The following is a 17,001-nucleotide window of genomic DNA, read 5'->3' as shown; positions in this document are numbered from 1 at the left end:
GGCAGGTCCATGGACCTGCCGCAGGTCGAGCGCATGGTGGGGCTGCTCACCAACACCGTGCCGGTGCGGGTGCGGTGGGACGAGAACGAGACCCTCGGCGACTGGCTCGGCCGGCTCGGCGGGCAGCTCGCCGGGCTGCGGGACGTCGAGCACTGCGCCCTGTCCGACGTGCACGGCTGGTCCGCGGTGCCGCGCGAGCGGCTGCTGTTCGACAGCATCGTCGTCTTCCAGAACCTCGCGCCCGTCCCCCGCGCCGACCTCGGCGGGCTCGACGTACGGATGGGCCGGGTGCGGCAGAGCAGCGGCTTCCCGCTGATGCTCAACGCCCGCTTCGCGGCGACGGGTGCCGTCCTGGAGCTGATCCACGAGGACGACCGGGTCGACCCGGCGGACGCCGAACGGCTGCTGGCCTCCCTCGGCCACCTGCTCACCGCGTTCGCGGACCGCCCCGAGGCCCGGCTGCGCGACCTGTCCGCCGTGCCCGGCGACGAGTACGCCGGGGCGGGCATCGCGCCCACCCGGGAGTTCCCGCACGCCACCAGCGTGCCCGCGATGCTCGCCGCCCAGACGGCACGCACCCCCGACGCGGTCGCCGTCGTCTCCGGCGGCCGGTCGCTGACGTACGGCGAACTCGACGCCCGCGCCGCCGGACTGGCCGCGCTGCTGCGGGCCGCCGGGGCCGGGGCGGGCGACCGGGTGGCGGTGCGTGTGGAGCGCTCCGCCGACCTGCTGGTGGCCGTGTCCGCCGTGTGGCGGGCGGGCGCGGCGTACGTGCCGCTGGACCCGGAGTACCCGGCCGAGCGGGCCGCGTACGTCGTGGCGGACTCCGGCGCGACGGTCCTGCTGGTCTCCGGGGAGACGCCGGCCACGCTCCTGGACGCCTGTGCGGCCGTGGTGCGTGTCGAGGACGCGGGCACCGACCCGGGCAGTGCCGGACCCACGGTGCTGCCCGACGACCTCGCCTACGTGCTCTACACGTCCGGCTCCACCGGGCGCCCCAAGGGCGTCGAGGTCTCGCACCGCTCCCTGGCGCTGCTGATCGCGGCGATGGGCGAGGTGCTGGGCTCCTCGCCGGACGACGTGTGGCTGGGGCTGACCGCCCTGTCGTTCGACATCTCCACCGTCGAGCTGCTCCTGCCGCTCACCACGGGCGGCCGGGTCGTCGTGGTCCCCGAGGAGGACCGCTGGGACGGCGCCGCGCAGCGGGAGCTGGTGCGCGCGCACCGGGTGACGCACGTCCAGGCCACCCCGTCGGGCTGGCGCCTGCTGCTGGCGGCCGGGTTCGGCGCCGGGGACGGGGTCCGGGTGGGGCTGACCGGCGGCGAGGCGCTGCCGGACCGGCTGGCCCGGCGCCTCACGGCGCTGCTGCCCCGGCTGGTCAACGTCTACGGGCCGACCGAGGCGACCGTCTGGGCCACCTGCGAGGAGATCACCGCCGACAGCGACGAGATCACCGTCGGCCGCCCGCTCGTCAACTACAGCGCGCACGTCCTGGACGACGCCCTGCGCCCGATGCCGGACGGCGCGCCGGGCGAACTGTTCCTGGGCGGCGCCGGGGTGGCGCGCGGCTACCACGGGCGTGCGGCGCTGACCGCCGAGCGGTTCGTGCCCGACCCGTTCGGGCCGCCCGGCGCCCGCCTGTACCGCACCGGCGACCTCGTGGCCCGGCGCACGGACGGGCGGCTGCGCTACCTGGGGCGGACCGACCACCAGGTGAAGGTCAGCGGCCACCGGATCGAGCTGGGCGAGATCGAGGAGGTCCTCGCCCGGCACCCGGACGTGACGGGCGCCGCCGTGACGGTGTGGCACGACGACGCCGGCGAGGCGTTCCTCGCCGCCCATCTGACCGGGCGCGGCCTGGATGTCGCGCAGGTCCGCGGGTTCCTGCGGGAGGAGCTGCCCCGGGCGATGGTGCCGGCCCGGCTGATCGTGCTGGACCGCATGCCGCTCAGCCCCGCCGGGAAGGTGGACCGGGCGGCGCTGCCCGCGCCGGACGCCGGACCGTCGGACCCGGCACGCCGTATCGCCCCGCGCACCGCGCCGGAACAGGCGCTGGCGGACGTGTGGCGGGAGGTCCTCGGGGTGCCCGAGGTCGGTGTCACCGACGACTTCTTCGCGCTCGGCGGCACCTCCGTCAAGGCCGTCATGGTCACCGCCCGCGCCCGCGAGCGGGGCATCGCCCTGACCACCCGCCAGATCTTCGCCCACCCCACGGTCGAGGCGCTCGCCGCCCTGGAACCGGCCCCGGCCCGCGCGTCCGGCGCACCGGACCGGCCCTTCGCGCTCGCCCCGCTGGAGGCGGACGACCTGGCCGGGCTGCTGGAGGCGGCCGGTCCAGGCGCAGTCGAGGACGTGCTGCCGCTGTCCCCGCTCCAGACGGGTCTGCTGCTGCACACCCTCGCGGAGAGCGGCGACTATGTGCGGGCGTTCGCGGTCGACGTCGACCTGGCCGGCGACAGCGACGCCGACGCCTTCGAGGCGGCCTGGCGCCATCTGACCGCCCGGCACACCATCCTGCGCTCCACCTTCCACTGGGCGGGCCTGCCGCACCCGGTGCAGGTGGTCCTCGCCTCGGCGCCGCCCGTGTTCGTGCGGGCCGACCTGACGGACCTGCCCGAGGAGCGGCGCGCCGAGCGGCTCGCGGAGCTGACCGACGCGGAGCGGCACACCGTCTTCGACCTGTCCGCCGCGCCGCCCGCCCGCTTCCTGCTGATCCGCACCGGGCCCGAGCGGTGGCGGTTCGTGTGGACCACCCACCACATCGTGTTCGACGGCTGGAGCCTGCACGCCCTGTTCGCCGAGGCGTTCGACGCCTACCGGCACCTGCGCGACACCGGCCGCCTGCCGGACGCGCCGCCCCCGCCGCGCTACCGCGACTACCTGGCCCTGCTCGCCGGGCACGCCGCGCAGGACACGGACGACGACGGCCGGGGCCTCGGGTACTGGCGGACGGCGCTGGCCGGGTTCACCCGGCCCACCCCGCTGCCGGGCAGCCGCCCCACCGGGGTGAGCGCGGGCTCGCTCACCGAACGGCACACCGTGGCACCGGAGTTGCTCGGCGCGCTGGAGGACGCCGCCCGCCGTCACCACGTCACCGTGGCAACCCTGGTGCACGCGGCGTGGGCGGTCCTGCTGAGCCGCGCGGGCGGGGAGCGCGACGTCGTCTTCGGCACGACGCTCTCCGGCCGCTTCGGTGACGTCCCCGGCATCGAGCGGATGGTGGGGCTGCTGATGAACACCCTGCCGCTGCGCCTCGACACGGACCCGGGGCTCTCCCCGACCGGGCTGCTGCGGGCGGTGCACGAGCGGATCACCGACCTCGCCGGGCGCGAGCACCTCGCGCTGGGCGACATCCAGCGGGTCAGCGACGTGCCGGGCGGGCGCCGCCTGTTCGACAGCCTCGTCGTGTTCACGGACGTCGGTGACTCCGCGCTGCCCGAGGGGGTCAGTCCCGTCCCGGACACCGAGGTCCGCGACACCGGCTACCCGCTGGTCCTGGAGGCCGTGCGCTCGGGCGCGCTCACCCTGGAGCTGACCTGCGACCTGTCGCGGTTCGACGCGGCCACCGCGAGCCGGCTCCTGGAGCAGACCGTGCGGCTGCTGGGCGAGCTCACCGAGGAGCGCGGCAGCGTCGCGGAGCTGTCCCTGCTGTCGGACCGGGAACGCGAGCTGGTCGTGCGCGGCTGGAACGCCACCGGCGCGGACTTCCCCGCCGGGCGCACCCTGCACTCCCTGATCGAGGAGCAGGCCGCGCGCACCCCGCAGGCGACGGCCGTCCGCTTCGGCGGCGACGGGCTGACGTACGCGGAGCTGGACGCGCGCGCCGACCGGGTCGCGCGGCGGCTGCGTGGCCTCGGGGCGGGCGCGGGCACGCTGGTGGCGCTGTGCACCGAACGCTCCCTGGAGCACGTGATCGGGCTGCTGGGCATCCTCAAGGCGGGCGCGGCGTTCGTGCCCGTGGACCCCGAGCACCCGGTGCGCCGTCAGGCGTACGTGCTCGCCGACGCGCAGGCGCGGGCCGTGCTCACCCAGCGGCACCTGCTCGCCTCGCTGCCGCGCGGCGCGGACACGGCGGTGCCGGTGCTGGCGCTGGACGACCCCGCCGAGTGGCCGGACGCGCCCGCGCACGGCCCGGTGGCGGACGCGCTGCCCGCCGACCTGTGCTCGCTGTACTACACCTCCGGCTCCACCGGGCGCCCCAAGGGCGTGGCCTCCACGCACCAGGGGTGGGTGAACCGGATGTGGTGGATGCAGCGGCGGCACGGCCTGCGGCCGGGTGACGCGGTGCTGCACAAGACGACGCTCACGTTCGACGACGCGGCCGTGGAGATCCTGTGGCCGCTGATGACCGGCGGGCAGGTGGTGCTGCTCGCGCCGGGCGCGCACCGCGACACCCACGCGATCGCCGAGGCGGTCACCCGGTACGGGGTGGTGCACGTGCAGTTCGTGCCCAGCGTGCTGGAGGTGTTCCTCGACGTGCTGACCGTGGAGTCGGCCCAGCAGATGGGGCGGCTGCGGTCCGTGCTGACCAGCGGTGAGGCGCTGCGCCCCGCCCTGGTGCGGCGGTTCCTCGAGCTGTTCGGGGACCGGGTGAGCCTGGACAACACGTGGGGCGCCACCGAGGTGTCCATCGACTCGACCTTCCATGTGTGCGGCGCGGCGGACGCGGCGGCCGAGGGCGGCGCGGTCAGCCTGGGCCGGCCGTTCGACAACAACACCGTGTACGTCCTCGACGAGGAGCTGGCGCCGCTGCCGGTCGGGGTCGCCGGGGAGCTGTTCATCGGCGGCACCGGTCTGGCCCGCGGCTATCACGGGCGTCCGGCGCTGACCGCCGAGCGGTTCGTGCCCGACCCGTTCGGGCCGCCCGGCGCCCGCCTGTACCGCACCGGCGACCTGGGGCGGTGGCGGGCCGACGGCACGCTGGAGTTCGGCGGGCGCACCGACCACCAGGTGAAGATCGGCGGGGTGCGCGTCGAACTCGGCGAGATCGAGGACGCGCTGCGCCGGGCGCCGGGTGTGCGGGACGCGGTCGTGGACGTGCGCGCGGTGGACGGGGCGAAGGTCCTCGTCGGCTACACCACGGGCGGCGTCGCGGCCGAGGTGCTGCGCGCGGCGCTGCGGGCCGAACTGCCCGACGCGCTGGTGCCGAACGCCTTCGTGGCGGTGGACGCCGTCCCGCTCAACGCGAACGGCAAGGTGGACCGGGCCGCGCTGCCCGACCCGGCCCCCGAGGCGGGCGGCCCGGGCGGGTCGTACGTCGCGCCGCGCACCCCGACCGAGGAGGCGCTGGCCGGGATCTGGGCGCGGGTGCTGCGCGCCGAGAGGGTCGGTGTGCACGACAACTTCCGGGTCATGGGCGGCGATTCGATCCTGTTGATCCACACCGTCGCCCGGGCCCGTGAGGCGGGTCTCGCGCTCACCCCGCGGATGGTGTTCGAGCATCCGACGGTCGCGGAGCTGGCGGCGGCGGTGGACGCGGCGGCCTCCCGGGGCCGTGCGGTGGAGGTCCACGCGGAGCAGGGCCCGGTCACCGGCGAGGTGCCGCTCGGGCCGATCCAGGCGCGCTACGCCGAGCTGGGGCTGCTGGACCGCTTCAACCAGTCGCTGCTGCTCGCCGTCCCCGAGGAGGTCGGCGCGGACACCCTGCGCACGGCGCTCGCGGCGCTCGTCGGGCACCACGACGCGCTCAGGCTGCGCTGGACCCGTGAGGTGGACGGCCCCCGGCAGTACCTCGCCGGGGACGAGCCCGCCGACCTGCTCACCGTGGTGGACACGGCCGAGGAGGAGGCGGCGGCCGTGGAGGCCGCGCACGCCGGGCTCGACCTGGTCCACGGGCCGCTGCTGCGGGCGGTCCTGCTGCGGGGCACGGGACGGCTGCTGCTGGTCGTGCACCACCTGGCCGTGGACACCGTCTCGTGGAACATCCTCGCCGAGGACCTCGCCACCCTGTGCGCGGGCGACGACCTGCCCGCCAAGACGACGTCCGTGCAGTACTGGGCGCGAAGCCTGGCGCGGCACGCGGTGAGCGAGGACTTCGACGCGGAGGCCGCGTACTGGACCCTGCCGGCGCCGCCCGTCGCGGCGCTGCCGGCGGACCGGGCCGGCGGGGCGGACACCGAGGGCCGGGCCCGCAGCGTGCGGGTCGTGCTGCCGGCGGCCGAGACCGAGGCGCTGCTGCGGCAGGCGTCGGCGGCGTACGGCGCGCAGCCCGACCACCTGATGCTGGCGGCGCTCGTGGACACGATCGCCGGGTGGACCGGCGGGGACACCGTCGCCGTCGACGTCGAACGGCACGGCCGTGAGGCGCTCTTCGACGACGTGGACCTGTCGCGCACGGTGGGCTGGTTCACCGGCGTGCAGCCCCTCGTGGTCACGGTGCCCGGCTCCGGCGCCCCCGAGGCGCTGGTCGCGGCGGTCCGCGAGCATCTGCGCGGCGCGCCCGGCGGGGGCATCGGGCACGGGCTCGCCCGGTACCTGCGCCCTGCCACCCGCGCCGTCCTCGAAGGCCGCCCGCACGCCGAGGTCTGCTTCAACTACCACGGGCGCCGGGACACCGACGGCGGCGCAGAGGGCCCGTTGCGCCCGCTGCCGCAGTCCCCGGGCGAGCCGGTCGACCCCGGCCAGCGGCGCGCGCACCCGGTCGAGGTCGACGCGGCGGTCCTCGCGGGAGAGCTGCACGTGGTGTGGCGCTACGCGGCCGACCGCTTCGACGCGGCGACCGTCGAGGAGCTGGCCGGGCGGCAGCTGCGCCGCCTGAGCGCGCTGGTGGCCCACGGCCGGGCGCCCGGCGCGGTCCGCCGGCCCGTCGAGCCGTTCGTGGAGCGGCTGTTCGCCGGGGCGCCGGCCCCGCTGCTGCCGATGCTGCGCCACCGGGTGCCCGGAGTGGGCATCGCGGTCGTCGCGGACACCGAACTGCGGGGCGCGTGGGGCTTCGGGCGGCTCGGCGCGGACGATCCGGCGCCGGTCGACGCGCGGACCCTGTTCCAGGTCGGCTCGATCAGCAAGCACGTCACCGCGCTCGCCGTGATGCGGCTGGTCCAGGAGGGCCGGCTCGACCTGGACACGGACGTCGACCGGCTGCTCACCGGCTGGCGGCTGCCCGGCGAGGGCGGGGTGACGCTGCGTCACCTCCTGAGCCACACCTCGGGTCTCGGCGAGCAGGCGTACCACGGCTACGGCCGGGGCGACCGGATGCCGGGTCTGCGCGAGGTGCTCGACGGCCGGCCGCCCGCCGTGTCGTCCCCGGTGCACGCGGTGAGCGCGCCGGGCTCCGGCTACCTGTACTCCAGCAGCAACTACAGCGTCGTCCAGCAGGTGCTTCAGGACGTCACGGGGCAGCCGTTCCCGGCGCTGCTGAAGGCGCTGGTGCTGGATCCGCTGGGGATGGCCGACAGCGACTTCGCGCCGGACGCCCCGCACCGCTACGGCGGCCGGGTCGCGCTGAACCACCGGGCGGACGGCACCGCCTACCCGGAGGGCTGGCGGCTGTACCCGGAGTCCGCGGCGGGCGGGCTGTGGTCGACGCCCGCGGACGTGGCGCGGGTGGCGATCGAGATCCAGCGGGCGGTGACCGGCGGTCCGGCCGCGTTCCTCACGGCGGACGCGGCGGCCGAGATGCTGCGGCCGGTGCCCGGCGCGCCGGGCGGCCTCGGCACGATCGGCAAGCCCTACGGCGACCGGCGCTGGTTCGGCCACACCGGGGGTGTGCCCGGCTTCCGCTCGCTGACCTGGGCGGACCCGGACCGGGGCCTCGGTCTGGTGGTGACGTCCAACTCCGATGCCGGAGAGGACTTCCTGCGCGAACTGCTGCACGAACTGGGCGTTGGACTGGAGGACGCACGATGGTGACGCTCGACGGAGCCTTCCGCCGCTGGGTGCGGGAGACCCCGGACGCCGTGGCGCTGGAGAGCGCCGACGGAGTGCTCACGTACCGGGAACTCGACGCGCGGGCCGGTGTGCTGGCCCGCCGCCTGGCCCGGTACGGGGTAGGGCCCGGGGAGCTGGTCGGCATCGCCGCCCGCCCCTCCCCGTGGTTCGTGGTGACGATGCTCGCGGTCGTGCGGGCGGGGGCGGCGTACGTGCCGCTGGACCTGTCGTATCCGGCGGAGCGGCTGGCGCACATGTGCCGCGACAGCGGGGTCCGGGTGCTGGTCGCCGATTCCGCCGACGCCGCCGACGGCCTGGCCGGCGGGCTCGCGGGCTGCGAGGTGCTCGTCCCGGACCGTCTCACGGACGGTCCGGGCGGCCTCCCGGAGCCGGTGGAGGCGGCGCCCGCCGAGCTGGCGTACGCCGTGTACACGTCGGGGTCGACGGGCCTGCCCAAGGCGGTGCTGGTCGAGCAGCGCAACGTGCTCGCCTTCTGCCTCGGCCAGGACTTCGTGGACCTGGGGCCGGGCCGCTCGATGCTGCGCACCAGTTCCTTCTCCTTCGACGCGTCCGTCCTGGAGACCTGGGGGGTGCTGCTGCGGGGCGCCCGGCTGGTGTTCCCGCCGGACGACATGTCCGGCGCCGACGAGCTGGCCGAGGTGCTGGCCGCCCACCGGGTGACCGACCTGTGGCTGTCGGTGGGCCTGTTCCACCAGGTGGTGGACGACGATCCGGCCGCGCTCGCCTCGCTGCGCACCGTCGTGACCGGCGGCGACGTGGTCTCCCCGCAGCGGGTGCGCCGCGCGCTGGCCGCCGGTAGCGGGCTGACCGTCGCCCACGTGTACGGGCCGACCGAGACGACCGTGATCTGCGGCCGGCACCTGGTGAGCGACCCGGACGCGGTGGAGGCACCGCTGCCGCTGGGCGGGCCGATACCGGGCGCCCGCTTCCACGTCGTCGACGAGGCGGGGCGGGTGCTGCCGCCCGGCGAGATCGGCGAGCTGTGGATCGCCGGGGACACGGTGTCGCGCGGCTACCACGGCCGCGCGGAGCTGACGGCGCAGCGGTTCGTCACCGAGCCGGGCACCCTCGACGGCCGCGCCTACCGCAGCGGCGACCTGGCCCGGCGGCGCGCGGACGGCGTGGTGGAGTTCCACGGCCGGGCCGACCGGCAGGTCAAGGTGCGCGGCTTCCGGGTGGAGCCGGGCGAGATCGAGGCGGCGCTGCTGGACGTGGCCGGGGTGCGCGCCTGCCTGGCCGTCGCCCGCGAGGCGCCGCCCGGCGACAAGCGGATCGTCGCCTACGTCGTGCCCGAGGCCGGGGCCCGGCTCGCGGCGGCCGACGCCCACGCGGTGCTCGCCGGGCGGCTGCCCGCGCACATGCTGCCCGCCGAGTACGTGGCCCTGGACGCCCTGCCCCTGGACGTCAACGGCAAGCCGGACCGGCACCGGCTGCCGGAGCCCGAGTGGGGGCGCGGCCGGAACACGGTCCTGGCCGCCCCCGCAGGACCAGTCATCCCGTTCGAGAGGATCTGACCTCTGATGCCCTCCCCCACCGATCGCGGGGTCCCGGTCCCTCTGAGCCGCGACCAGGAGCGCACCTGGTTCGTGGACCAGATCAGCGCCCACCCGTCCGACTACCTGATCCCGCTGCGGCTGCGCCTGACCGGCCCGCTCGACGTGGCCGCGCTGCACCGCGCGCTGGCCGCGCTGGCCGCCCGCCACGAGGTGCTGCGCACCTGTGTCGTCGCCGACGGCGAGCGCCCCTCCGGCCTGGTCCGCCCGGCCGACGCCTTCCGACTCCGGGAGACCGGCGCGGCCGACGACGACGCCCTCGACGCGCTCCTGACCCGGGAGGCGACCGAGCCGCTGGACCTGGCCGCCGACCTGCCGCTGCGCGCCCTGCTGGTGCGCCGGGGGCCCGAGGAGCACGTCCTCGCGCTGACGGTGCACCACGTCGCCGCCGACGACTGGTCGCTGGCCGTCCTCTACGACGAACTGTCCGCCGACTACGCCGCGTTCACCGCCGGTGAGCCCTCGCCGCTCGCGGCGCCCGCCGAGCAGTACCGCACGGTCGCCGCCCGGCTCGACGCCCGCGCCGACGCCGAGGCCGTGCCCGCCGGGCTCGACCACTGGCGCAAGGCCTTCGAGGACTTCACGCCGTTCGAGGTGCCCGGCGACCGGCCCCGGCCCGCCGTGCGCGCCGGACGCGGGGCGGGCCGTACCGCCTTCGTCCTGCCCCCGGACGTCGCCGGGCGCCTCGGCGAGCTGGGCCGGGCGAGCGGCGCGACGCCCGCGATGCTGCTGACGGCCGCCTGCCAGGCGGTCCTGTACCGCTACACCGGGCGCCGCGACGTCACCACCGGCACCACCTACGCGCGCCGGGACGACCCGGCGACCGAGCGGCTCGTCGGCGTCCTGATCAACATGCTGCCGCTGCGCGCCGACCTCGGACCCGGCCTGACGTTCCGTGACCTCCTCGACCAGGCGCGGGACACGGCCCTGGACGCCTTCGAGCACGCGGAGGTCCCCTTCGACCGGCTGGTCGGCGAACTCGCCCCCGAGCGGGACCCGTCCCGTACGCCGCTCTTCCAGATCCTGGTCAACTTCCGCAGCGGTCGCCGCCGCGCCCCGCAGCTGCCGGGCCTGGAGGTGACGGAGCTGCCGATCCCCTACGAGGGCGCCAAGTACGACCTGTGCGTCAGCTTCGAGCAGGCCGAGGGCGGCCTGTGGTGCGGCGTGAACTGGGACACCGACCTGTACGACGCGTCCACGGTGGACCGGATCGCGTCCTGGCTGGAGCGCCTCCTCACCCACGTCGCGGACCGGCCCGACCAGGCGATCGACGACATCGCGCTGCTCACGCCGGCCGAGGAGGACGCCCTGCGCGCCCTGTCCCTGCGCCCGGACACCGACGTCCCCGACGCGTGCCTGCACGACCTGGTCGCCCGGCAGGCCGCCCGCACCCCGGACGCGGTGGCCCTCACCGACGACGCCGGCCTGCGCATGACGTACGCCGAGCTGGAGGGCGCGGCGGGTGCGGTGGCCCGGGACCTGGCCCGGCACGGTGTCGGTCCCGACGTGCCGGTCGGGCTGCTCGTCGACCGGTCGGCCCGCATGGTCGTGGGCCTCCTCGGCATCCTCAAGGCGGGCGGCGCCTACCTGCCGATCGAGACCTCCACGCCGGCCGCCCGGGTGGCCGCCCTGCTCGGCGACGCGGGCGCCCCCGTCTGCCTGGCCGAGCCGCAGTGGGCGCCGGCCGTCGAGGAGGCGGGCGTCGTCGCGCTGGCCGTCGACGAGGGCGCCGCCGCCGCGGCGCCGCCGGTCGCCACGCGCCCCGACCACCTGTGCGCCGTCTACTACACGTCCGGTTCCACGGGCCGCCCCAAGGGGGTCGCCTGCACCCACCGGGGCTGGGTCAACCGCATGGTGTGGATGCAGCGCCGGCACGGGCTGCGGCCGGGTGACGCCGTCCTGCACAAGACGACCCTGCCGTTCGACGACGCCGCGGTGGAGATCCTGTGGCCGCTCATGACCGGCGGCACGGTCGCCCTGCTGCCGCCCGGCCTGCACCGGGACCCGCGCGCCATCGCGGACGCCGCGATCCGGCACCGGGCCGTGCACGTGCAGTTCGTGCCGAGCGTCCTCGACCTGTTCCTGGAGGAGCTGACCGGCGACGACGTCGCCGCCCTGCGCGGGCACCTGCGCAGCGTCCTGTCCAGCGGCGAGGCGCTGCGCCCTGACCTGGTGCGCCGCTTCCGGGAGGCGTTCGGCGACGCGGTGAGCCTGGACAACACCTGGGGCGCCACCGAGGTGTCCATCGACTCCACCTACCGGGTGTGCGGCCCCCAGGACGAGGCCGGCGAGGGCGCGGTCAGCCTCGGCAGGCCCATGGACAACAACGAGGTCCTGGTCCTCGACCACCGGCTCGCGCCGCTGCCGCCCGGCGTCCCCGGCGAACTGTGCATCGCCGGCACCGGGCTGGCCCGCGGCTACCTCGGCGATCCCGCGAAGACCGCCGCCGCCTTCGTCCCCCACCCCTACCGGCCCGGTGAGCGCCTGTACCGCACCGGTGACCGGGGCCGGATGCGCCCGGACGGCACCCTCGCCTACCTGGAGCGCATGGACCGCCAGGTGAAGGTGCGCGGCGTACGGATCGAGCTCGGCGAGGTGGAGGCCGCGCTGCGCGCTCATCCGGCGGTCGCCGACACCGCGGTGGTCGCCCGCAAGGCGGCCGGCGGCGATCTGCGGCTCGCGGCGTACGTCGTGTTCGGGGACGCCCCGGTCACGGTGCGGGAGCTGCGCGAGGACCTGCTGGCGCGGCTGCCCGGCTACGCGGTGCCGTCCAGCGTCACCGTGCTGCCCGCCCTGCCCCGCTCGGCCAGCGGCAAGCTGAGCCCCGCAGCCCTGCCCGAGCCGGACCCGGCGGACGTCGACGACACCGGCCACGTCGCCCCGCGCGACGAGACCGAGGAGGTCATCGCCGGGATCTGGGCGGAGGCCCTCGGCGTGCCCCGGATCGGTGTCCTGGACGACTTCTTCGCCCTGGGCGGCCACTCCCTGCTGGCCACCCGCGCCGTCAACCGGATGCGCCGCGCGTTCGGCGCCCACCTGCCGCTCAGCGTGGTCTTCGAGTGCCCGACCGTCGCCGCCACCGCGGAACGCGTGCACGAGCTGCTCCTCGCCGAGATCGAGGCCATGCCGGAGGAGGAGGCCCTGCGCCTCCTCGCGCAGACGGCACCCACCCCCCACCACGCGGACACCGAACGAGGTACCACGCGATGAAGGCACCCCTTCCGCTGCACGAGGCGTTCCTTGCGCACGCCGCCCGCACCCCCGAGGCCCCGGCCCTGCACTGGGCCGGCGCCGCCCTGACCTACGCCGAGCTGGAGCGGCGCTCCGCCCGGCTGGCGCACCGGCTGATCGCCGCCGGCACCGGTCCCGACGACCTGGTCGGGGTCAGTGTCGGGCGCGGTCCCGCCCTGGTCGTCGCCCTGCTCGCGGTGATGCGGGCGGGCGGCGCCTGGGTCCCGCTGGACCCGGCCTATCCGCGCGACCGGCTGGAGTACATGCTCCGCGACTCCGGTGCCGGTCTGGTGATCGCGGACGAGACGGCCGCGCGGGTCCTGCCGGACGGGGTCCGGCTGCTGTCCCCCGACGCCCCCGACGGCTCCGACGCCCCCGCCGTGGAGCTGCCCCGGCGCGGCGCCCGCGATCTCGCGTACGTCATCTACACCTCCGGCTCCACGGGCCGCCCCAAGGGGGTGCTCGTCGAGCACGGCAGTGTCGCGGCGACGGTCGCCGGGATGCGGGACGAGTGGGGGGTGACCGCCGCCGACCGGGTGCTCCAGTTCGCGCCGTCGAGCTTCGACGCGTCCGTGTGCGAGACGGGCATCGCGCTCACCGCGGGCGCGTCCCTGGTGCTCGCCGGGCCGGACAGCGTGGTGCCGGGGCCCGGCCTGGTGCGCCTGCTGGCCGAGGGCCGGGTGAGCGTCGCCGTGCTGCCGCCGTCGGTCGCCGCCGCCGTACCGCAGGCCGAGCTGCCGGCGCTGCGCACGGTGGTGTGCGCCGGTGAGGCGCTGCCCGCCGAGGTCGCCGCGCGGTGGGGGCGGGGGCGGCGGATGATCAACGCCTACGGGCCCACCGAGACGTCCATCTGCGCGACCTCCGGTGACGTGCTGGGTTCCGGCACGCCCGACATCGGGTCCCCGATCGCCGGGGTGCGGCTCGCCCTGCTCGACGCCGACGGGCTGCCGGTGGCCGACGGGGAGGTGGGCGAGCTGGTGGTCTCCGGCGCCGGTGTCACCCGCGGCTACCACGGCAGGCCGGCCCTGACCGCCGAACGGTTCGTGCCGGCCGAGGGCGGCGGGCGCGCCTACCGCACCGGCGACCTCGCCCGGCGGCTGCCCGACGGGCGCTACGCCTACGTGGGGCGCGCCGACCACCAGGTCAAGATCCGCGGGTTCCGGGTCGAGCCCGGCGAGATCGCCGAGGTGCTGCGCGCCCATCCGGCGGTGACCGACGCGGTGGTCGTCCCCCGGGACGGCATCCTCGTCGGCTACGTCGCCGCGCCCGCCGACACGGCGGTGCCGGAGCTGCGCGAGTGGTGTGCGCGCGGTCTGCCGGCGCACATGGTGCCGGCGGCCGTCGTCGTGCTGCCCGAGCTGCCGCTGACGCCGAGCGGCAAGGTGGACCGCGAGGCGCTGCCGCGCCACAACCGGGCCAGCACCGGTCTGGACGGGGAGCGCGCGCGGCCCGCGACGGACACCGAGCGTGCCGTCGTCGGCTTCATGTCGGAGCTGCTGGGCGGCGCCGAGGTCGGCGCGCGTGACGACTTCTTCCGGCTGGGCGGGCACTCCCTGCTGGTGGGCCGGCTGGCCGCGCGGATCCGCGACGCGTTCGGCACGGACGTACCGCTGTCGGAGCTGTACCGCAGGACGACGGCCGAGGAGATCGGCCGGTTCCTCGACGGTGGCGCGCGCGGCGGGGACGGGGCGGCCCCGGCGCCGCCGGCGCTGCGCCGGGCGGACCGCTCCCGGCCACTGCCGCTGTCGTATCCGCAGGAGCGCATCTGGTACCTGGAGCAGCTCTCCCCCCTCAATCCCGCCTACCGGGTGCAGGCGGCGCTGATGCTGAACGGTCCGCTGGACCTGGCGGCCCTGCGCGCGGCGCTGACCGAGCTGGTGCGCCGGCACGAGATCTTCCGTACCGGTTTCCGCGAGATCGACGGGGTGCCCGCGCAGTGTCCGGTGGACATGGACGGCATCGAGCTGGAGATCCCGCTGGTCGACCTGTCGGCGCTGCCCGAGGCGGAGCGGGAGGACGCCTGGCGGGAGCTGACCCGGCGGGAGAAGGCGCGCCCCTTCCAACTGGACAGCCCGCCCCTGGTCCGCTGGGTGGTGGTGCGCACGGCGCCCGACGCGCACCGGCTGCTGCACCTGGAACACCATCTGGTGCACGACGGCTGGTCGTTCGCGGTGTTCGTCGACGAACTCACCCGGCTCTACACGGGGTTCGCCGAGGGCACCGGGCCGGGGCTGCCGGAGCCCTCGTTCCAGTTCGCCGACCTGGCGGCCTGGCAGCGCGAGTGGCTGGACGGGCCGGTCCTGGAGCGCTATCTCGACCACTGGCGCGAGGTCCTGGACGGCGCCCCGGTGGCGCTGGAGCTGCCGACCGACCGGCCCCGCCCGCCGGAGTTCACCTTCCGCGGCGGCATGGTGGCGTTCTCGCTGGCCCCGGAGGAGTACGCCGTCCTGCGTGAGCGGGCGCGCGAGCACGGCGTCACCCTGTACTCGGTGATGCTGAGCGGGTTCACGGCGCTGCTGTCGCGCTACACCGCGCAGGACGACCTCGTGGTGGGCGTGGGCGTCGCCAACCGGCGGCTGAGCGAGGCGGAACGGCTCATCGGGATGATGGTCAACACGGTTCCGATGCGGGTCCGCTTCGACGGCGACCCCACCTTCCGGGAACTGATCGCGCGGGTGCACGCCACGGCCGTCGAGGGCTACGCCTGGCAGGACATACCGCTGCAACGCCTGGTGAAGGCGCTGGCGCCGGTGCGTGACCTGTCGCGCAACCCCCTGTTCTCGGCGCTGTTCAGCTTCCACGACTCGGCCGTCCCCGACCTGGACTTCGCCGGGCTGCGCGGCGAGGTGGCCGTGGAGCACAACGGCTCCGCGAAGGCCGACCTGAACATCGTGGTCATCCCGCGCGCCGAGCAGCGCGTCGGCCTCGGCCCGAGCGACGAGGACGAGTCGATCACCGTCCTGTGGGAGTACGCCGCCGACCTGTTCGACGACGCGACCATGCGGCGCATGGCCCAGGCCTACCGGGACCTGCTGCGCACCGCGCTGGCCTCCCCCGACACGCCCGTGTCCCGGCTGCCCCTGACGGGCGCGGTGACCCCGCAGCCCGCCCCGGCTGCTGCGGCCGGGCAGACCGTGCTGGACCTGGTGGAGCGGCACATCGCCGGCCGGCCGGACGCGGTGGCGCTGAGCACGCCGTCGGGGCCGGTCACCTACGGCGAACTCGACGTCCTCGCCCGGTCGGTACGGCTGCCGGCCGGCCCGCGCGAGTCGGTCACCGTCCCTCCGGGGCCGGGCGCCGACCTGGTCGCGGCGATGCTGGCGGCGGCCCGGCGGGGCGTCCCGTGCCGGGTGGGCGGCACGGCGCCGGCGCGGCAGGAGCACTCCCCCGTCCCGGCCGACGTCCTGGCCGTGACCGGTGACGGCGAGCTCACGTACGCCGCGGTGCGCTGCGCCCTGGACGCGCTCGACGCCCTCGGCCTGGACGCCGGACGGGTCCTGCGGGCGGCGCCCGTGTCCGATCCGCTGTTCCCGGTCGAGGTGTGGACGACGCTGGGCCGGGGCGGCACCCTGGTGCTGGCGGACGAGGACACCACCACGGCGGCCGGGGTGGCCGCCGTCCTGCGCGCCGCGGAGGAGCCGTTCTCGGCGCTGCTGCTGCCCGACACGACGGCCAACTCCCTGCTGGCGCACCACGGTGAGGCGCTCGCCGGCGGCTGTACGGCGCTTCTGGTGCTCGGCCCCGACATCGCCCCGGCGGCGCTGCGCCCCTCGGCGGGCGGGCCGCGCCTGGCGACCGGGTTCGGCACGCCGGAGCTGCCGATCGCGCTGTGCCGCGCCCCTGAGGCGTCCGGGGCGGGCGAGGAGGTGCTCGTCCCGGTGGGTGCCCCGCTGCCCGGGGTGGTCGCGGTGGTCCTGGACCGCAACGGCGAGCCGCTGCCGCCCGGCATCCCGGGCGAGCTGCACCTCGGCCTCGCCGGGGCGGGCGCTCCCGCTCCGACCGGCCGGCGGGCACGGCGGGACGCCGACGGCGGGTTCGCGGTGCTCGGCCCGGCCGGCGACTGGCCGACGGTGGCCGGTTTCCGGGTCGCCCCGCACGAGACGCGGGCCCGGCTCACGGCGCACGGGCGGATCGCGGAGGCGGCCGTCTGGCCCGTCGGCGACCAGCTGCACGCGTACCTGGTGCCCCGGGCGGGTGACGAGGCGCCCGGTCCGTTCGAGCTCGTGGAGTTCCTCGCCGAGCGGCTGCCCGACTACCAGATCCCGGCCCGGTTCGTGACGCTGCCGGCGCTGCCCTCCGCTCCCGTCGCCCCGTGAGCGCGCCCGCCGCC

4 protein-coding genes are annotated in these 17,001 nt (G+C 76.4%); all 4 read left to right on the top strand.

Going from position 1 to position 17,001, the window contains the following annotated elements:
• Nucleotides 1–9: 9 nt before the first annotated feature.
• The 4 genes from AOK24_RS34135 to AOK24_RS34120 are packed head-to-tail and all read left to right on the top strand — an operon-like array spanning nucleotide 10 to nucleotide 16,987.
• Nucleotides 10–7,848 (top strand): non-ribosomal peptide synthetase, encoded by a 7,839-nt coding sequence (locus AOK24_RS34135; protein ID WP_055723882.1) that lies wholly within the window; start codon nucleotides 10–12, stop codon nucleotides 7,846–7,848.
• Nucleotides 7,842–9,401, top strand: a complete 1,560-nt coding sequence (locus AOK24_RS34130) for an amino acid adenylation domain-containing protein (RefSeq protein ID WP_055723881.1) — start codon at nucleotides 7,842–7,844, stop codon at nucleotides 9,399–9,401. Before AOK24_RS34135 ends, AOK24_RS34130 begins: the two co-directional genes overlap by 7 nt.
• A gap of 6 nt (nucleotides 9,402–9,407) precedes the next feature.
• Nucleotides 9,408–12,650: a non-ribosomal peptide synthetase gene (locus AOK24_RS34125; RefSeq protein ID WP_055723880.1), complete on the top strand. Its 3,243-nt coding sequence runs from the start codon at nucleotides 9,408–9,410 to the stop codon at nucleotides 12,648–12,650.
• Nucleotides 12,647–16,987 carry a non-ribosomal peptide synthetase gene (locus tag AOK24_RS34120; protein WP_055723879.1) on the top strand — a complete coding sequence of 1,447 codons (4,341 nt, stop codon included), beginning with the start codon at nucleotides 12,647–12,649 and terminating at the stop codon, nucleotides 16,985–16,987. Before AOK24_RS34125 ends, AOK24_RS34120 begins: the two co-directional genes overlap by 4 nt.
• Nucleotides 16,988–17,001 lie beyond the last annotated feature (14 nt).

The sequence above is a fragment of the Streptomyces niveiscabiei genome (assembly GCF_001419795.1).
GTDB lineage: Bacteria > Actinomycetota > Actinomycetes > Streptomycetales > Streptomycetaceae > Streptomyces > Streptomyces niveiscabiei.
Note: the sequence above shows the minus strand (reverse complement) of the source record. Positions and strands in the feature narration are given on the sequence as shown.

Coding starts and splice junctions, on each gene's coding strand:
- AOK24_RS34135 (WP_055723882.1), top strand. CDS start 10: ATGGACCTGCCGCAGGTCGAGCGCATGGTGGGGCTGCTCACCAACACC.
- AOK24_RS34130 (WP_055723881.1), top strand. CDS start 7,842: ATGGTGACGCTCGACGGAGCCTTCCGCCGCTGGGTGCGGGAGACCCCG.
- AOK24_RS34125 (WP_055723880.1), top strand. CDS start 9,408: ATGCCCTCCCCCACCGATCGCGGGGTCCCGGTCCCTCTGAGCCGCGAC.
- AOK24_RS34120 (WP_055723879.1), top strand. CDS start 12,647: ATGAAGGCACCCCTTCCGCTGCACGAGGCGTTCCTTGCGCACGCCGCC.